The sequence below is a fragment of the Halarchaeum nitratireducens genome (assembly GCF_014647155.1).
Lineage (GTDB): Archaea > Halobacteriota > Halobacteria > Halobacteriales > Halobacteriaceae > Halarchaeum > Halarchaeum nitratireducens.
On the sequence record NZ_BMOQ01000003.1, the window covers coordinates 143586 to 162940 of the forward strand.

The window sequence follows — 19355 nt, forward strand, 5'->3', positions numbered from 1 at the left end:
CCACTCGTCGCAAAAACACGGTCCGCGAGCCAGCGGCGAACGCGGGATCAGCGAGACCTTCGGTCTCGCAGAGGTGAAAAACCCCCGCGCGCCTCCGGCGTGCGGTCCAGTACAGAAATTACGGCGCAATCGACCACCGCCGGCGATATCGGCTATGCTGTTCTCTCTGGGCGACCATCGAGTCGTGCCGGTGGCCAGCATCGGCCGAAGGCGTGCTCCTCGGCGCGATTCGTCCGTCGGTCGTCGTTCCGGGTTGGTTCGACGCGCAGGCTGATCGACTCGTCGTACGCGTCCCGCTCGATCATGTACGTCTCGTCCGTGTCCCGACACCTCACGAGCACCAGATCTATCGTCTCCGGACCGGGTGCCCGCGTCTTCCCCGTATCGAAGCATACGCGCTCGCCGCTGACGCTTCCCGGCCGCAGACTCGTCCGGTAGAGCGTGTCCGCGTCGTCGCGGAGGACGACGTCGTACGGTGCGTTCGTCCCTCGGGCGTCCATGACGTCCACGCCGCGCTCTCGGAGGTCCGCGATCAGCGCGTCGCGCCACCCGCTCGGCGTCGGTTCAGGTGGCCACCGCTCGTCGAAGTCGTAGTCGGCCGCCCAGTTGATCGTCCGGTGGTCCTGCTTCGCGTCCGCGATGCGGAGACTCATCTGGGACCCGACCTCCGACTCGGGAACGAGGTAGAGTCCGTCGACGTCGTCGCAGTGGACGGCGAAGTAGTCGACGTCGCCGTCGTAGACTTCGTACGTATGTCCGCTCGCGTTCGTGTGCTGGGACTTCCCGTTGAAGAGAACCTTCCCGTCGCGGAATCCTCCCGTCTTCACCTGGAGTTTCCACACGTCTCCGCTCTCGTCTTCGGCGAGCAGGTCGTAACGCTCGTTGTCTCCGAACGGCGTCGAGACGGATATCTCGCGGCGCTTCAACTCCGCGATGACTATGGCTTCGGTGAGGTCGCCTTTTCGGTGTGGTTCCATATTATACCGTCCCGCGGTATCAGTATTACACTTTCGCATATTCGAAACCACGGTCGTTCAAGACCGCGATCACCCTTCGGGGAGTATGGCGAAATCCCGTGCACTGATCACCGACACGGAACGTGAGCGTCTTACCGGCGAAGCCGACGTCGAGGACCAGAAACGATACGTGGCCGTCTCACGCGTCCGTCGCCGGATCCAGAACGAACTCCCCGAGGACGTCGCGCTCCTCGCCAAACACCGTCCTGATCTGCTCGAAGAACTCCGCGACGTGGTCTGTGACGACGAATAACGAGAGTGGGACCACCACGAGACGGCCGTCTCGCTGGCTCCCATTTTCACGCCGTCGAAAAGTGGGACCGCCGTGATTTGAACACGGGTGACAGCGTCCCAAACGCTGAAGGATACCAAGCTACCCCACGGTCCCGCGCCTTAGAGTAACTGAGCGGCGGCGGTAAGTGTTACGTTGTGAGCCTACTCCTCCTCGCCCAGTAGTTCGATCTCGGCGGTCATCCGCGACCTTTTACTCCCTCGGGTGCGCTCCGCGCACCGCTCCGTCGCAAAAGCTCGGCCAAAAACTCCCGCGAGCGCCCCGCGCTCGCGGTGAGTGCGCTCCGCCGCCCCTGACGCTTAGTCCTCCTCGCCTAGTAGTTCGATCTCGGCGGCGATCCGGTAGGGGTCGAGCCCCTTGCGGACGCCGTCGAGCATCTTGAACGCCTCGTCGGGGTCGAGGAAGTGAGTCGTGACGGTCCGCCCGAGGTCCGTCGGTTCGAGGCCGTCGATGAAGCCGTATTCGAGGAGCTTCCCGACCGCGTGTTTCGTGGGGACGTCGCCGACCATGCGTTCGCTGAGGCGCTTGGCGGCGCTCCCCCCGACGACGATGTTCGCTAGCACCTCTTCGATCGCCGCGTTCTGGTCGTACGCGGTGACGACGTCCTCCATCTCGCCCTTGAGGAGTTTGAACGCGACCTCGTCCTCGCTCATTTCCATGGAGTTGTGATAGACGGCGTCGGGTTCGACGAGCATGTACACCTTCCCGCGGTCGTGGTAGTCGGGTCGGCCGGCGCGCCCGAGCATCTGCTCGAACTCTTGCACGGTTAGCCACTCGATTCCCATGGCGAGCGTGTCGAAGACGACCTGACTCGCGGGGAAGTCGACGCCGGCGGCGAGCGCGGCGGTCGTCACGACGGCGGCGAGGTCCTGATCGCCGAACTGGCGCTCGACCTGCTTGCGTTTGCCGTAGTCGAGGCCGGCGTGGTAGGCGGCGGCGGGGTAGTCGAGTTTTCGCGCGACCTCGTGGCACCGCCGCCGCGAGTTCGTGAAGACGATCGTCTGCCCCCGATACCCCTTCGAGGACTCCTTGTCGTACTCGCGGCGGACGAGTTTGTTCGTGATGCGCGGTTTCTCCTGGCCGTCCGCGAAGGTGACGTGGCGCTCGATGGGGACGGGGCGCTCCTCGAACTCGACGAGGTTCGCGCGGAGCTTCTTCGCCAGTCCGCCGGGGTTGCCGACGGTCGCGGAGAGGTAGATCCACTGCGCGCCCGCGTACGACTCGCGTGCCTGTGCGCGCTGCTCGCAGTAGTGCTTGAGCCGGGTGATGAGGCCGTCGAGGCGGTGTCCCCGCCCCTCCTCTTGGAGGGTGTGGACCTCGTCGATGACGACGGTGCCGACGTCACCGAGGTCGCGGCCGGTACGGAGGGCGTGGTCGATGCCCTCGTAGGTCCCGACGATGACGTCGGCGTTCGGGTCGAACGCCTGGCCGTCGTCGCGGATGCGCGAGGACCCCACTCTGATCGAGACGTCGACGAGGTCGCCGTACTCGTCCTCGAAGTCCTCGTGTTTCTGGTTGGCGAGCGCGACGAGCGGGACTAAGAAGAGGAGTTTCCCGTTGCCGCTGAGCGCGCGATGGAGGCCTGCGATCTCGCCGATGAGAGTCTTCCCGGTCGCCGTCGCGGACACCACCAACTGGTCCTCGCCGTCAGTGAGCCCGTTCTGGACGCTGAGACTCTGGACCGGGAGCAGGGTCTCGAAGCGGTCTTCGAGGAGGACCTGCACGCCCGGGTGGAGGTCGAGGTCCGAGACCGGATACGGGTCGACGTCGTCCGTGTTCGCCGAGACCTCGTCGAACTTCGTGAGGTCCGGGTCGAGTTGGCCCTCGAGTAGACCGACGATCCGGTCGAGGTCGCCGACGTCGAGGAGGAGCTCTTCGAGGCGGTCCTCAGCGGCGCCCGTCAGGTCGCCCTTGAACGCGAGTTCGCGTTCGAGCTCGCGGATCGCACAGTCCTGACAGATACGCTCGCCGTCGGCCTCGACCGACCTCTCGTCCGTGATCGGGGAGTAGCGGCCGTTGCCCGCACAGTACCGGCAGGTGCGGACGACCTTCGCCTTCTCGGCGAGCTGATAGCCATCGAGGAGGTCGCGGACCTCGCGGCGGCCCCCGCGGGAGGTCTGTTCGGAGACGCGGATGCGGTCGGCCAGCCGAGCGATCTCGACGAACTCGTCGGGCGATCGGGGATCCTCCCCGTTCGCCGTCTTCACTCGGAACTTCCCGGGCCGCGGGCCGGCGTCCGTCTCCTTCGTTTGGAGGCGCGCGTGGAACAACCGCTCGCCGTCGCGGCGCGCGACGACCGCGTAGTCGTCGCCGACCTCGTGGAGGAAGAGCGTATCCACCCGCTGGACCTGCTTCGACACGCCCGAGCGTACGGTCGCGGGCTATTTGAGGGGTTCGCTCCCGTGGCGCGTCCCCGTCAGACCCCGACCGGGCGGCCCTGCGTACCCCGGAACGGCCACAGACGTTTATGCCGTCCACGCCCGAAGCCGGACCCATGCGGAGTTACACGGTCGGCAGCGTGTTCGGCATTCCGATCAAGCTCGACGTCACGTTCCTCCTCGTCCTCCCCGCGTTCGCCGCCCTCATCGGCTGGCAGACCGAGCAGTGGGTGAGCACCCTCAACTCCGTGTGGGCGCTCGGCCTCCCGGTCGGTACGCTCTCGCAGGGCGCGACCCCGTGGCTCCTCGGCGTCGCCGCCGCCGTCGGCCTCTTCGCCTGCGTCCTCATCCACGAACTCGGCCACAGCGTCGTCTCGATGCACTACGGCTACCCCATCGAGTCGATCACCCTCTGGCTGCTGGGCGGCGTCGCCAACCTCGAAGAGCAGCCCGAGGACTGGAAGCAGGAGCTCTTCATCGCGCTCGCCGGCCCGGTCGTTAGCGTCGCCCTCGGCGCCGTCTCGTACGTCGCGCTCGTCGCCGTCCGCGGGACGCCGCCGCTCGCCTTCGTCGTCGGCTACCTCGCCCTGGCGAACGTCGTCCTCGCCGTCTTCAACCTCCTGCCCGGGTTCCCGATGGACGGCGGGCGCGTCCTGCGCGCCCTCCTCGCGCGTAGACGCCCCTTCGCCCGCGCCACGCAGCTCGCCGCCGAAGTCGGGAAGGCCGTCGCCGTCGTCCTCGGGATCCTCGGACTCTTCGGCAACCTCCTCCTCGTCGCCATCGCCTTCTTCATCTACATCGGCGCCTCATCGGAGAGCCAGCGCACCGTCATGAACGCCGCGTTCGAGGGCGTCACCGTCCGCGACGTGATGACCGACGCCGCGGACGTCAAGAGCGTCCATCCCGACGACACCGTGGCCGAACTCACCGAGCGGATGTTCGAGGAGCGCCACACCGGCTACCCCGTCATGCAGGACGGCCGCGTCGTCGGCGTCGTCACCCTCGGCGACGCCCGCGAGGTCGATCCCGTCGAGCGCGACGCCTTCACGGTCGGCGACGTGATGACGCGCGACGTCGAGACGACCACCCCCGACGCCGAAGCGATGGACGCCTTAGAGCGCATCCAGAACAGCGGCATCGGCCGGCTGATCGTCGTCGACGACGACGGCGCCCTGCTCGGCCTCGTCAGCCGCACCGACCTCGTCACCGCGTTCAACATCATTCAGAGCGCCGGCCGCGGGGCCCAGACGCCGGCCCCGACGGTGAACGGCGACGATCCCGGCCGGACGCCCTGAGCGGCCCGGGCGCTCGGTGGCGAGCGCTCAGGAGATTGACGTCGCGATACGAGAGTCGAATCGGGGCTGACGTCGAGCACACGCGGCGCTCGACGGCTCGTCACGCGAAGAAGGAGGTCCAGGTGCGAGAATTGAACCCGCGTCTCAGCCTCCACAAGGCTGAAGGATAGTCCACTACCCCAACCCGGACACTGCACCCGTCCGTAGCGCCCTGCCGTTAATAGGCGTTACGAAACCGCCGACGGAACGCGACACGCTTTTCGTCGCCGCGCCCCTGAGTGCGGACAGTGGCCGTCACGGACAAGATCTACGTCAAGAACCACCGCCAGCTCGTCAGCCAACTGGACGCGAACTTCCCGAAGGGCGCGTTCAGCGGTGCGACACTCGACGTGCTCTTCGGCGGCGGCAACCTCGACGGGCTGAACGAGGCGACGGCCGATCGCGTCATCGAGTTCTCGAAGGACTTCCTCGATTGCGACTGTCAGGCCAACCCCTACTGCGGGCACCCCGAGCGGAAGTTCATCGCGTACCTCCTCGACCTGCGCGCGCAGGGCCTCGATCCCGAGGCGATGGTCGACGTGATGACGGACGACTACATGGTGTACGCCTACCCCGGCGACATCTACGGCTTCTTGGACGACGCCGTCCGCACGCTGGAGGCGACCGAGGACCTCGCCAACGTCGACGACCGGCCCGAGGAGGCACGTCACGCGGCGAACGCGCGCGCGGAGATCGAGGGCCGCTGACGGCGCGTTGCCACCGGGGCGAAAGACGGATGCTTTTGGCGCTGCGGCCCCGAAGCCGTGTCAATGGAGGACGTCGAGGCGCACCGTCGCGCGGTCGAGGACCGCCTGCGCGAGGTGCTGGAGGCAGTCGAGCCACCGGAGCTCCGCGAGGAGGTCGAAGCGGTGGCGCTCGCCGGCGGGAAACGCGTCCGGCCGGCGCTCGCCATGTTGTGTTGTGAGGCGGCGGGCGGCGAGGCCGCGGACGCGCTCGACTACGCCGTCGGCGTCGAACTCGTTCACAACGCCTCGCTCGTCGTGGACGACATCATCGACCGCTCGGAGCTCCGTCGGGGTGAGCCCTCGGCGTGGGCGGCGTACGGCCACGGGCCGGCGATCGTCGCGTCCGACGGTCTGCTCGGCGAGGCGTTCGCCCTCTTCAGCGACGACCCCAGTGCGCTGGAGACGGCGGCGGACTCGCTCGTCGAACTCGGGCAGGGCGAGGCGACCGAACTCGTGGATCGCCCGGAGACCGAAGCGGAGTACATGGAGCTCGCACGCCGGAAGACGGGGGCGCTCTTCCGCGCCGCCGCGGAGCTCGGCGCGATCGCGGCGGACGCCGACGACGACACGATCGACGCGCTCGGCGAGTACGCGGAGCGCGTCGGCGTCGCGTTCCAACTCCGCGACGACGTCCTCGACGTGACCGCGGAGACCGGCGACCTCGGGAAGCCAGCCGGCACGGACGAGGAGCTGAACCGCCCGTCGGTGTTGCGCGTGACCGAGCGCTCCGTCGAGGACGTGAACGCGCTCGCGGACGCGGAGTCGGAGGCGGCCCTCGCGGCGCTCGACGACGCGGCGATCGAGGACGGGAGCGCCCGCGCCTACTTGGAACGCCTCGCGACGTTCGTCGTCGAGCGCGAACGCTGATCGCTCACTTCGCCGTCCGCACCCCTCGATCCTCGATGACGGCGAACGCGAGCGTGCTGAGCACGCTCATGAGCGTCCCGACGGTGAGGACCGCGGCGAGCGTCGGGAGCGACACCGTCCGGAGGAAGAACCCGCTGAGCGCGTAGAGGACCGCGGCGATGGCGAGCACGTAGAACGGCGCGTTCAGGTACTGCCACTTGAACCCGTCGTGGAGGTATTCGTCCGTGATCTGGCCGACGCTCGACGTGAGGCCCGCGGCCGCGAACCACGTCGCCGCGCCGTTGACGAGCGCGGCGATGACGGAGGTCACCGGGAGCGGGCCGCCGGTCGCGGCCCGATAGTCGTTGAGCCGATCGACGCCTTCGACGCCGCCGATGACGAGGAGCGCGGCGGCGACGACGTACGTGATCAGGGTGACGCGACCCGTGTAGAGGCTATCGCGGGCGCGCTCGACGAGCTCGTCGACCGCGTCGGCGAGGCCGAGCCCCCGGAAGAGCGCGTAGAGCCCGAGCGCGCCGGACGACAGCCCGAGCACGGCTCCCGGGAGCCCGAGGAACGAGGCGAGCACCGCCAGCGGATAGATGAGGAGGAGGACGCCCAGCGGGACGAGGATCGTCCCGCGGGTCTCCGGATCGTTCAGCACCTGCTTGATCGTGTAGTACATCGATTCGAGGTCCTGCGCCTGCCGGACGACGACGCGACGGACGCCGTCGATCCGGGCCCGCGAGCGGATCACCGGGAGGACGGACTCGTCCTGTGCGCCGTCGGTGACGATGACGGTCCGGACCTCCTCGCTCGTCTGGAGGCCGGCGAGCACCTCGTCGACCTCCGTGCCGACCGCGCGGTTCGCCTGCACGTCGCTCCCCTCGACGCCCGTGACGGCCGCGACTTCGACGCGCTCGTCGGTCGAGAGGTCGTCGTAGAGGTGGACGCCCTCGAAGAGGACGTTCACGTCGCTGTCCTCGGGATCGACGGTGGCGAGCGCGACCGCGGCGTCCTCGACGGCGTCGCGGCCGACGACCGGCGTCGACGTCTCCGTCTTCCGACCGAGATCGTCGTCCAGGTCGACGCAGAGGACCAACAGCATTCACGCGGCCGTACGCCGTCGACCGTTAAGGAGGTTCGGGAGACGTCGCCCGTGCGCCGAGCGCACACCCCGCGGGGCGACCCGTGCGGTTTTTGAGTCCTCAGGGGGTACGTCGGTGATACGCAATGATTTCGAAGGGCTGTGAGCAGTGCGCGCAAGGGGGCAAGATGGTCCTCTTCGTCTACGGGTATTGCGACCAGCGCGACTGTTTCTACTGCCCGCTGGGCGAGAACCGGAAGAACGTCACGCAGGTCTACGCGAACGAGCGGCCGGTCGAGAGCGACGAGGACGTCATCGCCGAGGCGAAGAAGATGGACGCCCTCGGTACCTCGATCACCGGCGGCGAACCCCAGGAGGCCCTGGAGCGGACGTGTCGCTATCTCCGCCTCCTCAAAGACGAGTTCGGCGAGGACCACCACACCCACCTCTACACGGGCATCACGGGCGGGCGCGAGAACATGCGTCGCCTCAGCGAGGCGGGCCTCGACGAGATCCGCTTCCACCCGCCCTACGAGCAGTGGGGCGATCTCCACGGGACCGAGTGGGAGGAGATCCTCTACGTCGCCCGCGAGGAGGGACTTACCCCCGCGTTCGAGATCCCCGGCATCCGCGCCGAACCGGAGTTCCTCGACTTCCTCGACGAGGGCGCCGCGGACTTCTGCAACGTCAACGAGTTCGAGATGAGCGACGGCAACTACGAGCGGATGCAGGAGGCCGGCTACGAACTGCAGGACGGCCACATGTCCGCCGTCGAGGGCTCGAAGGACGCGATCCTCGAGGAGATGGCGAGCCACGAGCAGGTCTACTTCTGTACGAGCGTCTTCAAGGACGCCGCCCAACACCGCTCGCGTCTGAAGCGCATGGCGAAGAACGTCCGCCGGGAGTTCGACGAGGTGACTGAGGACGGCACGCTCGTCTACGGGAAGACGTGGACCTCGCCGGAGGAACTCGACGCCCTCGGCGTCCCCGAGGAGTTCTACACCGTCAAGTCCGAGCACGTCGAGGTCGCGTGGTGGCTCCTCGAGGAGATGGTCGAGGAGGGCGACATCACCGAGGGCGAAATCGTCGAGCAGTACCCGACGTACGACGGCCAAGTCGTCGAGCGAACGCCCCTCGCGTAGGCGCTTTTCGCGCCGTGCGGCCCCTCTTCTCCGTGCAGGTCGCTTCGACGAGCGGGCACCACCGGTGTTCCGCGTCGGGGACCGGTACGCACGTCGGTCGCTGAGCGAACGCCACTTCATCACGGCGCGCGGCGCACGCCGTTCAGCCGCGCGGGCAGTCCGTCCGGACCGCCTCGCAGGCGGCGTCGGGGTCGACCTCGTATATCGTGACGGCGTCGTTCTCGAAGGTCACCTCGACGCCGGGGCGGTCGAACGATCGGACGTCGTAGCGCTCGCGCTCGTTCGGGCCGACGTAGACGTAGGTCACGTCGTACTCGTCGAGGAGGAGGGCGGCGCTCTCCCAGTCTGCGGCGTATATCGCGTCGACGTCGCGCGTGCGCGTCTCCCACGCGTCGGGGCCGCGATAGCCCTGCTCGTGGTGCCAGCCGACGACGCTCGGGAGGCCGGTGAGGCTGCTGGCTTCGCTGCGGAACTGGTACATCGGCGTCCCCGGTGCTTCGACGAGGTGCGAGGCGCCCTCGCGCGCGTCGAGCCAGTCGATGGCGGCGGCTTCTCCGGGATGGCGCTCCTCGACGTACTCGGTGGCGTCGAGCGTCGGGTCGGCGCCGTGGGCGGCGACGTGGCCGACGCGGTCGCTGACGGCGAGCGCGGGGAAGGCGAGGCCGGCGCCGAGGACGAGCGCGACCGCGGCGACGCGTGCGACGCGTCCGGGTGAGACGTCGATTTCACGGGGGCGAGCGAGCGCGCGGAGGCGCGGGCGGACGTCGGGGAGCACGCCCGCGAGCGCGGCGCCGGTGCCGACGCCCCAGAGCACCCACGCCTGCATCGAGACCTTGTAGACGGTGTTCCAGCGCGGCGCGTTCGGGTCGTGCGGCCAGACCTTCGCGTAGGCGAACTCGACGGCGAGGAGGAGGCCGGCGCCGGCGACGAGGAGCAGGAGGTCGAAGCCGGCGTCGCGGCGCCGGCGGAGGTACCAGCCGGCGGCGATACACGCGAGGAGGAGGGCGGCGGTGCCGAGCGACGCGAGCGTGGCGAGCGCGATGCCGGCGACGAGGAGGCCGGCGGCGAGGGCGAGCGTCCGCCGTGCGACGGTCGCGTCGCGCGCGACGCGGAGGCCGAACGCGGCGAGCGGGACGCCGGACGCGAGCAGGAAGGGGACGACGGGCGTGCGCGGCGGGAGGACGCCGACGCCGCCGTTGACGGGCGTGTGGAAGAGGAGGAACGGGCTCGCGAGCGCGGCGCCGCCGAGCGCGACGGCGAGCGCGCCCGCGACGGCGACGACGAGACGGCTGACCTCGTCGCGGAGCGCGTCGTCGGAGCGCAGGCGCGCGCCGTGGCGCCCGAGCAGTCTCCCCGGATGCCGGTCGGCGAACGCGAGCGCGAGGCCGGTGAGGCCGACGGCGCTCGGGTAGCTCCACGTGGAGACGAGCGCGAGGAGGCCGGCGACGCAGCCCAGCCCGCAGAGGAGCGCGAGCGCGCGCCGCGTTTCGTCGGTCCGCGAGAGCGCGAACGCGAGCGCGGCGGCGACGAGGAGGAAGGGCGTGGCGAGCATGTGCGCGTGGAGGTCGGCGTTCGTGTACTCCCACGCGGGCGTGACGTGGAGGGTGCCGGGGGCGACGTAGCGACCGAGCCACGGCGTCCACTCGCCGAGGCTGTGGTAGTGCGCGTAGGCGTCCGCCGCCTCCATGTGGACGCCGGCGAAGGCGACGTCGAACGCGGGGAGCGCGACGTCCTCGGGGAGCAGGCCGACGACGACGCGGACGGGGGTCACGAGGTGGCCGGCGACGGCGACGAGGCACGCGCCGAACGCGCCGCCCGCCACGGGGCTGTTGCCGTTCGCGTCCGCGACGGCGGCGGCGACGGCGTACGCCGCGCTCGCGAGCGTGGCGTAGAACGTCGCGAGTCCGAGGTTGTAAGCGTAGCGGACGGGAACGCCCGATAGCTCCGTGACGCTCGCGACGGCGAGGAGGCCGCCGTAGTAGTAGCGCACGGGGCGGCCGGCGAACCAGACGTCCTGTGGCGGGAGGGCGCTCGCTCGCGACAGCGATTTCAGGAGCCCGTAGTCGAGGAACTTCTCGCCGCCCGCGGGATAGACGCCCGGGAACACCGACCGGTAGGCGAGGAGGCCGCAGAACGCGAGGGCGAACGCGAGGACCGGTCCGAGGGGTATCGGCGGGAGGCCGTCGCGGCGCGCGACGAGGAGGCCGAGGCCGAGCGTGACGAGCGCCGCGACGGCGGCGGTCGCGCGCCCCCACTCGAGGTGGCCGAGCCAGTACGCGGGGAGCGTGACGGCGGCGAGTCCGATGGCCGGCGCGAGGCCGGCGGCGTGATCGTCGGGGAGGACGCGGGCGGCGAGGGGGAGGCCGGCCGCCGCGACGACGAGGAGGGCGGCGAGCCAGCCGAGGGCGTGGAGGGCGCTCACGCCCTATCGGTGTCGTTCTGTCCGGTATGTGTGTTGTGCTCTGTATCGGGACCGAATACAAAGCGTGAAGTATCCCGTAGCTGTCACGGTGTAGACGTCCGCATGGCCTCCATCAGACGTGTCGTCGCCGCCCTCTTCCAGCCCGCGCGCGCCGGTCAGTTCCTCGCCGTCGGCGCGCTCGGCGCGCTCCTCGATAACGCTGCGCTCGTCGTCCTCCACGACGTCCTCGCGTTCGCGCTGCTCTCCGCGAAACTCGTCGCCGCGGAAACCAGCATCATCCTGATGTTCGCCGTGAACGAGCGCTGGACGTTCGACTCGTGGGGCGCGCGTGGCGTCCGCGCGCTCGCGAGGCGACTCCTCACGTCTAACGCCGTCCGCGCCGTCGGCCTCGCCACCGGCATCGCCGTCCTCTTCGCGCTCACCCGCGCCGGCGTCTGGTACCTCGCCGCGAACGTCGTCGGCCTCGGCGTCGGCTTCGTCGTGAACTACTGCTTCGAGAACGTGCTCACGTGGCGCGTCCTCGCCAGTTAGTTGAGGCGGAAGGACTCCTCGCCGTCGCTCTCCAGGTCGTCGAGGTGGATGACGTCCTCGACGTCCTCCGCGTCGTCGAGTTCGTCGCGGAGGGCGTTGATGTACGCCTTGTGCTCCTCCAACTGCTCGCGGAGGTGCTCGGCCTCGAGCTCGAGGCGCTCGTGCTCGCGGACGAAGCTCTTCGGCACCTCGACCGTCGGCGGGAACTCCCCGTCGACGTCCTCGCCGACGTCGTCCGTCGGGACGACTTCGACGCGCCCGTCGTTGGCGACGAGCGCGTCGACGTAGTCCCGGAACACCGCGGACAACGAGAGATCGCGCTCCTCGGCGATGTCGCGGAGCGCGTCGAAGGTGTCCTCGTTCACGCGGAACGAGACGGTCTTGTTCTTGTTGCCCATACCCCTAGGTAGCCCCGAACGGGCCTTAGTTCTTCGTCAGACGATCCTCAGACGGACTCGGCGACGCCCTCGTCGCGCGCGTCCGCGCTCCCGTCGTCGCCGTCGGCCTCGTCGAGCGATTCGAGGGCGTCGATGGCGGCCTGCGTGTAGCGCCGGAGCGGGAGGTCGTACTCCTCCTCGGCGCGCCGAGCGTACTCGTTGCCCTCCTCGTCGAAGGCCTCGATGCGCTCTACGGTACGCGCGGCCGTTTCGACGACCCAGCGGTCGCGCGTCGCGGTATCGACTTCGGTGATGGACTCGGGGCGGACGGAGACGTTGACCGTGCCGTCTTCGGTCTCGTAGGCGCGGGGCTTCCCGACGATGGCGACGTACGCGGGCGTGTCGAGTTCGCGCAGAGCGTTCGCGGCGTCCGGCTGGTACTGGCCGGCGTAGACGAAGAACGTCCCGGTGGGATCGACGACGCGACCGCGCCAGTACTCGGAGTCCTCGCCGACGTCCTCCGTCTCGGTGAGCGTGCCGACGAGGAAGACGCGGTTCGCCTTCGCACCCGTGGGGAGGAGGCTGTAGAGCGGCGCGCGCTCGTCGTCGGATTCCTTGAACGTGAACGTGGCGTCGTTGAACTCGTCGGCGAAGACGCGGCGGGCGACTTCGCGCGTGGGGGCGGATTCGGACATCTTACATCGACCTCGCTTTGATCAGCACCGATTCACCGTCGACCGGGTCGTTCAGCTCATCGATGTCGTTGGCGAGGACGTAGCGCCCGAGCGTCGGGCCGCTCACGCGGTAGTACTTCCCGAGCAGCGTCTCGCGCATCTCGTCGGCGACGACGGTCGTGTCGAGCGCGTCCATCGCCTGTTGTTTCGCCTCTTCGAGCGTGACGCCGGTGAGCTCCGTGGTCGCCTCCTCGTTCAGGATGATCTCGTGGACCTCCGTCCCGTCGTCGAGGACGCCCTTGATGCGGAGGTCGAACTCGCCCTCGACCTCGCCGTGTTCCGAACAGCGGCCGTTCTGGAGGACGCGCGTGCAGTCCTCCTCGGGGCAGCGCTTGATGAGGCCGCTCCCGGACTGGATGTCCACGAGCGCGCCCTCGACGGTCGTCTCGTCGTCGCCGACCTCGATGTCCTCGTCCACTTCGGTGATCGTCGTGGTGCGGTTGAGCTTCACCGAGTAGCGGCCCTGATACTCGTCCGTGACGACGTTCCCGAGGTGGTAGACCTTGCCCTCGTCGAGCTCGTCGAGATCCGAGGCAGCCCACTTCGTGAACTTGATCGTGCCGGACTCGTCGCCGAGCAGGCCGACCTGCGCGACGCTGTCGCTCCGGGGGTCCCAGAGGTCGACGACCTTCGCGGTGATGTCGACCCACTCGTCGGGCGCGTCGACGTCCGCGGCCTGTACGGTCGGGTTGCCGCCGCGACCGAGCTCGTCGCGTTCGATCCCAGCCTCGTCGAGGTAGTGACTCTCGACGGAACGCCGTGCCTCGTCGAGCGGGATCTTGTACTCGTCGACGTAGCGTTCGAGGCGCTCCTTGATCTCTTTGACATCGACGTCGAGGTGCTCCGAGAACTGATCGTGTAGCTGCTCTGCGGTCTGCTGTATGTCGCTCATAGTCGGGTTTCCGTCTCCGCGTGTGTTTCGGTGGGAGACGCCCCGAGATACGCCCTACCGCCGTATAAACCCTCGCGTACCGTGGTGAAAGTGCTCGTCTCCGATCGCGTTCCTCACCTTGTATCTCGGCCACAGGCCTATACTCTTCCACGCGCTACGACGGTCCATGAGCGAGGACGACGAGGGGTTCGTCGGTCGACTCGCGCGGACTGCCGGTCGCCGGTACGCGGAGACCGTCGCTGCCTACCGTGACGGGCGACGCGAGCCGCCGCGCGACGACGCCGGGCGCGTCCGCATCGTCTGTCGGCGCCACGCGGAGAAGCGCGCCGTCACGCTCGACGAGGAGGGACGCCCGGCGTGCTTCGACGCCGACCACCCGGCCTGTGAGGGATGTGTCGAAGACCTCCGCGACGGTCAGATCGAAACGTGGTAGCTCACTCTAACAGCACGCCGCCGTCGACCGGCAGCGAGACGCCGTTGACGTAGCTCGCGCGATCGCTCGTGAGGAACGCGATCACGTCGCCGAGCTCGCGGGGGTCGCCGACCCGTTCTTGGGGGATCCCCGACCCCCACGCTTCGATCCCCTCTTCGTAGTCCGCGTAGTCGCCGCGCTCGACGCCCTCTTCGACGAGCGAGCCGATCCGCGGCGTCTCGAACGTCCCGGGGAGGACGGCGTTCGCGCGCACGTCCGGCGCGAGCTCCACCGCGAGCGTCTCGACGAGCCCGATGACGCCGCGTCGAACGGCGTTCGAGAGGACGAGTCCCTCGATCGGCCGCTCGACCGTGGTGGACGTGATCGCCGTCACGGTGCCGGCGTCGCTCGCGGCGAGGTGCGGATGCGCGGCGTTCACGGCGCGGACGACGCTCATCACGAGCAGGTCGTAGGCGTCGTACCAGTCGCTCTCGCCGGTGTCGAGGAACGGTCTGGACGGCGGTCCACCGGCCGAACAGACGAGGTGATCGAGGCCGTCGAAGGACCCGACGGTCGCGTCGACGAGCGCCTCGATGTCGTCGGGGTCCGTGATGTCGGCGCTGACGCCCTCGACGTCGCCGACCGCCTCCTCGCGGACGTCCGCGATTGCCGATTCGAGTCGATCCTCGTCGCGCCCGCAGAGTACGACGTTCGCACCGTCCGCCGCCAGCGCGGTCGCGGACGCCTTGCCGAGGCCGCTCGTGCTCGCGGTCACGAGCGCCGTCTCGCCGTCGTGATCGAATCCCATGTCCGTCCGATCGGCGTCCCGACACAAAAACGGTTCTCACGAGTCTCGACGGCCCGTTTCTCCGAAACGTTTGACTCCGTGTGGGCCGTCACCGATCCCGTGAGCGTTACGTCAGGGGGCTATTCGTGGGCGCGCTCGGGAGCGACCGCCCCGACTCGCCCCGACCGGCGAACGCGGGGGCGAGCGTGACCGTCGGCTTCGAGGCGACCGACCGCGGACTCCGGATCGACGATCGCATCGAGTCCGTGACGTACGAGATCGGTCTCGACGCCGACTCGATCGAGCCCGCGGAGACGGAGCCGTTCCGCGTCCCGTTGACCCGCGCCGTCGACGTCACGACGAGCGAGCTCGTCTTCCCGACCCTCCCCGAGGTCTTCGCGTATCGCGGCGACGAGGTCGCGTTCGACGTGACGCCCGGCGGGCGCGCCGAGGCGGACGCCGGGACGTACGAGCTCGACGTCTCCGCCGTCCGCCTCAAACTGTACGTCCGCGTCGTGGACTCCCCGGTCACCGTCGACGCCCGCGGCGACGAGACGGTCGTCGACTTCGGCGCGCCGACGCCCGTCCGCATCGGCGTCCGCTCGCTCCACGAGCACCCCGCGGGGACGGTGACGATCGACGACACGCCCCGCTCTCTGATGCGCGCCGTCTCGACGTTCGGCTCCGCGCTGAAGACGACGAGCCCCGAGCGGTCCTTCCCGACGATGCGGGGTCACCCACCCACGATCGAACGCGGCGAGCGCTTCGAGGCCCCCGACCACCTCGAACCGCCCGAGACCGACGTCCGGATCGAAGTCCCGGCGCGCTACGACGCCGTCTACGCCGTCTCGTCGCTCGCCTACTATCTCGGCGCGACGGTCGTCCCGGGCTCGACGCCGCGACTCGTCGCGGGCGATCGGGCGTTCGACTTCCCGTACGACGACCTCTCGCGCTCCGCGAACGCCGTCCTGCGCCACTGCTTCGTGCTCGACTGCGTCGTCCGGACCGAGGGGATTTACCCCATCGACCTCGCGGAGCGCGCGACCGTCCTCGATCGGGTCGACCTCGATCCCGCCACGCTATACGACCGCCCGCTCGCGGACCGGACCGCCGCGTACCTCGACGTCCCCCTCGACGTCACCGAGGACGTCTTCGCGTGGCACCTCACGGTCGACGTCGAACCGTCGGTCGAGCGCGCCCCGCTTCTCTCCTACCTCGTCAACGACCTCCCGTTCGTCCGCTCGCCAGTCCCCGACGCCGCCGCGGCCGACACGCCCGACCCGACGGCCGTCTCCGAGTTCTTCCGCTCCGCCGACACCGACGCGTTCGTCCGTTCGACGCGCGCCGATGACGTGGGGGGCGACGAGACGGCCGATCGACCGGCGGACGCGGGCGGTCGCGTCGTTTCGCCCGTCGACGCCGAGACCGTCGGGCACGCGTGGGTCGGCGACGACTACCCCCGCGGCGCCTCGAAACCCACGATCGAGTCGTACCGTCGCCAGCTCGACCGGCGAGTCGAGGAGGACACCGTCATCGACGTCACCGTCGTCTGCAACGATCCCGAGATGCGCGAGGAAGCCGCCGACCTCTACGGCTTCCGGGACATGATCGACTTCGACATCGAGACGTGCTTCGACCTCTCCGTCGCCGAGACGCGGGTGGCCCTCGAAACGGACACCGACTTCCTCCACTTCATCGGCCACATCACCGAGGACGGGATCCGCTGCCGCGACGGCGTCCTCGACGCCCGCGGCCTCGACGCCGTCGGCGCCGACGCGTTCATCCTCAACGGGTGTCGCTCGTACGCCCAGGGGATGGCGCTCGTCGAGGCCGGCGCGCTCGGCGGCGTCGTCACCCTCGCGGATGTCTACGACCACGTGGCGACGACGGTCGGTCGGTCCGTCGCCCGCCTCCTCGACGCCGGGTTCGACCTCTACGGTGCGCTCCACGTCGCCACCGAGAGCGTCGCCGCCGACTCACACTACACCATCGTCGGAAACGGCGGCGTCACGCTCTGTCAGTACCCGTTCGGGTGTCCGAAGGTAGCGGTCGTCAACACCGATGAGATTGGGTCTGAGACGCTTACTATCTCGATTCGTGACTATATTACTCGGGATCTTGGACCTGGTGTATTTACCACACCATTCCTCCCGGACTCCTCCGCTCGTCACCTTTCTAGTCCTGCCGACCACTACTTCGAAATTCCTCATGAACAGTTCGACGAGATCCTCTCTTCTGGCCGATCCCCTATGTTGGTCGATGGTAAACTTCGGTGGAGTGATGAGATTGACGTATCAGCTCTTCGTGATTGACCAAGTTAGTCTTCGTCGGGGGATACGACGACAGTACGTGATATGTAAAGGTCTCTGTACAGTCTTAGAGTTTCACGGTCCGATGACGTTCGTTCCCCACATCGCCGCCGAGTTACCGGCCTGGGAGAGCAGGAGCACGAGGGTGAACAGCGCGCCGATCTTTCGCGGGTTGTCCGCCAGGTACGCCGTGATGTCTTTCTCAGACATACACGATTCGAGGACCGCCCCGTGCGAGAATTTATCTCATAGGTTATGGAATAAAATCAAAGCAATTTTCTAGAGATACTCGATGGCGTCGGCGCGGCGGCTGCTCGATCGATGCGGACAGAAAAAGGCGGGCCGTGCCCACTCGCGTCGGCGTTACTGTCCCCAGAAGTTCTCGCGGCTCCCCAGCCGTTCGCGGGCGGGGCTGGTGTCCTCCCCCTCCGTTTCGTCGGTCGCCGTCTCGTCCGCCCCCTCGGCGGCCTCGTCGCCGGTGTCGTCCGGGACTCGCTCGACGAGGTCGGCGCGCGCGTAGTTCGACTTCACGGTCGTAATCTGCACTTTCACGCGCGCGGGCGGGAGAACGCCGTCGACCATCACGATGAAGCCCGTCCCTTCGTGGCGGCCGACGCCGGCGCCCGACTCGTGCATGTCGTCGACCTCGACGACGATCTCTTCGCCCGGGACGACGGGTGCGGTCTTCAGGTCCTCGATCGGCTGATTGTACTGTTGACACCAATCCATGCCGCCGCGATCACCGAGGTGCTGGCATCCCATGCCCGAGATGCGCTCTTGGAAGTTCGGACATTCGTCCGCGAGTGGACACTCTGCCATGCGGATAGCTAGTCCCGGCGAACGCAAAACGCTATCGGAGGATCGAACGCGCGAGCACCGGCCGTCTCACTGCTCTTCGGCGTCCGGGAGCGAGATGAGGTTCTCCCGTCCGATACGGAGCTTCTCCACTCGCCCCTCCTCCGCCATCGCCGAGAGCAGCTGTGAGACCTTCGCGTCCGACCACTTCGTCTCGCTGACGATGTCCCCCTGTTTCATCCGGCCGCCGTTCTCCCGTAGCAGTCGCTCGATGCGCTCCTCGTCGCTCAGCAACTCTTCCGGTTCCCCCTCCGCTGCGGCGCCGGCGGCGTCGTCTACTCCCGCGTCCGGGGCTCCCTCGGCTCCGTCGTCGTCGGCGTCGTCGGGAGCGGCCCGATCGGGTGGTGAGGGAGCCTCGTCGGGCTCCGCGGCGTCCGTCTCACGCCGATTTCGGACCTCGAGACTCCCGCGTCCGCCGAAGCCACGCCAGACGTACGCGCCGGCGACGCCGACGCCGAGCGCGAGCGCGACGAGTCCACCGACGAGGTACCACGGGAGACCGGCGTCCCGGACGAACACCATCTTCGGGCCGCCGTCCCCGAACGTCTGGGGCCCGCGCCAGGTGAGCGCCCCATCGGCGCGCTGTGCCGACGGCTGCCAGCTCTCGGCCCGGTAGCCGTCCGGCGGGTAGACGCGGAGCGTCTGCCCGGCGTTGAGGTCGCCGAGCCACCCCGATTCGAAGACGCCGTCGACCTCGACGCGGTCCTGGGTGACGTTCGCGAAGTTCGTCCACGTGAACGCGAGCGTCAGCGTCCCCACCGGGGCCCCGTCGCCGCGCTCGCTGACGTCGTGGCGCCGCGTCACGTCGCTGATCTCCATCGTCCGGTTCGTCCGGGCGGACGCGGTGTCGGCCGCCGCGCGAAACGGGGTCACCGACGGGCCGACGTCGCCGGCTTCGAAGTCGCTTGCGACCCGTTCGAACCCGTCGCGTTCCGCGGAGTCGTTGAGGACGTACCGGACAGAGACGTGCCAACGGGCGTCACCGTCCGGCTGGACGTGTGCGCCGAGGACGACGTCCCCGCCGGTCGGGGCGCTGTCGCTCTGCGCGACGGCGACCCCCGTGGGGACGGTGGCGGCGAGGAGGGCGACGGCGAGCACGAGGAGGGCGGCGTGCCGCATGGTCAGTTTCGGGTGGAGGCCGCGGTGGCAAAACGCTTTCCATACCTTCAGATTGTCGTATACGCGCCCGCACTCG

The 19355-nt window shown here is 68.7% G+C and carries 19 protein-coding genes and 2 tRNA genes; 8 read left to right on the plus strand and 13 right to left on the minus strand.

Going from position 1 to position 19355, the window contains the following annotated elements; translation table 11 throughout:
• Nucleotides 1–152 precede the first annotated feature (152 nt).
• Entirely contained in the window at nt 153–977 is an 825-nt protein-coding gene (locus IEX91_RS05290) for a group I intron-associated PD-(D/E)XK endonuclease (RefSeq protein ID WP_188877557.1), read from the minus strand.
• 85 nt (nt 978–1062) lie between these two features.
• Here IEX91_RS05290 and IEX91_RS05295 point away from each other — a divergent pair, with 85 nt between their 5' ends.
• Nucleotides 1063–1269, plus strand: coding sequence for a hypothetical protein (locus tag IEX91_RS05295; protein WP_188877558.1), 207 nt, complete (start codon nt 1063–1065; stop codon nt 1267–1269).
• Between the two features lie 62 nt (nt 1270–1331).
• On the opposite strand, the gene IEX91_RS05300 is transcribed toward IEX91_RS05295, so the two are convergent.
• A tRNA-Pro gene (locus tag IEX91_RS05300) sits at nt 1332–1404 on the minus strand.
• 203 nt (nt 1405–1607) lie between these two features.
• On the minus strand, nt 1608–3668 hold the full coding sequence (locus IEX91_RS05305; RefSeq protein WP_188877560.1) for a DEAD/DEAH box helicase: 2061 nt from the start codon (nt 3666–3668) through the stop codon (nt 1608–1610).
• Nucleotides 3669–3802: 134 nt separating this feature from the next.
• On the opposite strand from IEX91_RS05305, the gene IEX91_RS05310 reads away from it, so the two are divergent.
• Entirely contained in the window at nt 3803–4981 is a 1179-nt protein-coding gene (locus IEX91_RS05310; protein ID WP_188877561.1) for a CBS domain-containing protein, read from the plus strand.
• 116 nt (nt 4982–5097) lie between these two features.
• Here IEX91_RS05310 and IEX91_RS05315 read toward each other — a convergent pair.
• Nucleotides 5098–5170 (minus strand) — tRNA-His (locus tag IEX91_RS05315).
• 98 nt (nt 5171–5268) lie between these two features.
• On the opposite strand from IEX91_RS05315, the gene IEX91_RS05320 reads away from it, so the two are divergent.
• Together IEX91_RS05320 and IEX91_RS05325 are read left to right on the plus strand one after the other, a co-directional pair.
• Nucleotides 5269–5727 carry a DUF5814 domain-containing protein gene (locus IEX91_RS05320; RefSeq protein ID WP_188877562.1) on the plus strand — a complete coding sequence of 153 codons (459 nt, stop codon included), beginning with the start codon at nt 5269–5271 and terminating at the stop codon, nt 5725–5727.
• A 63-nt stretch (nt 5728–5790) separates the two neighbouring features.
• Nucleotides 5791–6633, plus strand: coding sequence for a polyprenyl synthetase family protein (locus IEX91_RS05325; protein WP_188877563.1), 843 nt, complete (start codon nt 5791–5793; stop codon nt 6631–6633).
• A 4-nt stretch (nt 6634–6637) separates the two neighbouring features.
• On the opposite strand, the gene IEX91_RS05330 is transcribed toward IEX91_RS05325, so the two are convergent.
• Nucleotides 6638–7720, minus strand: a complete 1083-nt coding sequence (locus IEX91_RS05330; protein WP_188877564.1) for a DUF373 family protein — start codon at nt 7718–7720, stop codon at nt 6638–6640.
• Between the two features lie 125 nt (nt 7721–7845).
• Between IEX91_RS05330 and IEX91_RS05335 the strand changes: the two genes are divergently transcribed.
• On the plus strand, nt 7846–8841 hold the full coding sequence (locus IEX91_RS05335; protein ID WP_188877565.1) for a radical SAM protein: 996 nt from the start codon (nt 7846–7848) through the stop codon (nt 8839–8841).
• A gap of 142 nt (nt 8842–8983) precedes the next feature.
• On the opposite strand, the gene IEX91_RS05340 is transcribed toward IEX91_RS05335, so the two are convergent.
• Nucleotides 8984–11263, minus strand: coding sequence for a DUF2298 domain-containing protein (locus IEX91_RS05340; RefSeq protein WP_188877566.1), 2280 nt, complete (start codon nt 11261–11263; stop codon nt 8984–8986).
• Nucleotides 11264–11365: 102 nt separating this feature from the next.
• Here IEX91_RS05340 and IEX91_RS05345 point away from each other — a divergent pair, with 102 nt between their 5' ends.
• The gene (locus tag IEX91_RS05345) at nt 11366–11794 is read left to right on the plus strand and encodes a GtrA family protein (RefSeq protein WP_188877567.1); all 429 of its coding nucleotides are present in this window, start codon (nt 11366–11368) and stop codon (nt 11792–11794) included.
• Here the strand turns inward: IEX91_RS05345 and IEX91_RS05350 are convergent.
• Genes IEX91_RS05350 through IEX91_RS05360 form a run of 3 tightly spaced genes read right to left on the minus strand, consistent with a single transcriptional unit; the run spans nt 11791 to nt 13797 of the window.
• Nucleotides 11791–12192 (minus strand): CopG family transcriptional regulator, encoded by a 402-nt coding sequence (locus tag IEX91_RS05350; protein WP_188877568.1) that lies wholly within the window; start codon nt 12190–12192, stop codon nt 11791–11793. The two genes, IEX91_RS05345 and IEX91_RS05350, sit on opposite strands and share 4 nt — an antisense overlap.
• A 47-nt stretch (nt 12193–12239) precedes the next feature.
• Nucleotides 12240–12866, minus strand: a complete 627-nt coding sequence (locus IEX91_RS05355) for an RPA family protein (RefSeq protein WP_188877569.1) — start codon at nt 12864–12866, stop codon at nt 12240–12242.
• A 1-nt stretch (nt 12867) separates the two neighbouring features.
• Nucleotides 12868–13797, minus strand: coding sequence for a replication factor A (locus tag IEX91_RS05360; RefSeq protein ID WP_188877570.1), 930 nt, complete (start codon nt 13795–13797; stop codon nt 12868–12870).
• A gap of 166 nt (nt 13798–13963) precedes the next feature.
• On the opposite strand from IEX91_RS05360, the gene IEX91_RS05365 reads away from it, so the two are divergent.
• A complete protein-coding gene (locus IEX91_RS05365; RefSeq protein WP_188877571.1) occupies nt 13964–14230 on the plus strand; it encodes a DUF7091 family protein in 267 nt (88 codons plus the stop codon).
• Between the two features lies 1 nt (nt 14231).
• On the opposite strand, the gene IEX91_RS05370 is transcribed toward IEX91_RS05365, so the two are convergent.
• Nucleotides 14232–15017: an SDR family oxidoreductase gene (locus IEX91_RS05370; protein ID WP_188877572.1), complete on the minus strand. Its 786-nt coding sequence runs from the start codon at nt 15015–15017 to the stop codon at nt 14232–14234.
• Between the two features lie 125 nt (nt 15018–15142).
• Between IEX91_RS05370 and IEX91_RS05375 the strand changes: the two genes are divergently transcribed.
• Nucleotides 15143–17308 (plus strand): hypothetical protein, encoded by a 2166-nt coding sequence (locus IEX91_RS05375; RefSeq protein ID WP_188877573.1) that lies wholly within the window; start codon nt 15143–15145, stop codon nt 17306–17308.
• A 72-nt stretch (nt 17309–17380) separates the two neighbouring features.
• On the opposite strand, the gene IEX91_RS16465 is transcribed toward IEX91_RS05375, so the two are convergent.
• The 3 genes from IEX91_RS16465 to IEX91_RS05385 form a co-directional block, all read right to left on the minus strand.
• The gene (locus tag IEX91_RS16465) at nt 17381–17515 is read right to left on the minus strand and encodes a DUF7503 family protein (RefSeq protein ID WP_268238667.1); all 135 of its coding nucleotides are present in this window, start codon (nt 17513–17515) and stop codon (nt 17381–17383) included.
• Nucleotides 17516–17668: 153 nt separating this feature from the next.
• Nucleotides 17669–18124 (minus strand): TRAM domain-containing protein, encoded by a 456-nt coding sequence (locus IEX91_RS05380; RefSeq protein WP_188877574.1) that lies wholly within the window; start codon nt 18122–18124, stop codon nt 17669–17671.
• 66 nt (nt 18125–18190) lie between these two features.
• The gene (locus tag IEX91_RS05385) at nt 18191–19279 is read right to left on the minus strand and encodes a helix-turn-helix transcriptional regulator (protein ID WP_188877577.1); all 1089 of its coding nucleotides are present in this window, start codon (nt 19277–19279) and stop codon (nt 18191–18193) included.
• Between the last annotated feature and the right edge of the window lie 76 nt (nt 19280–19355).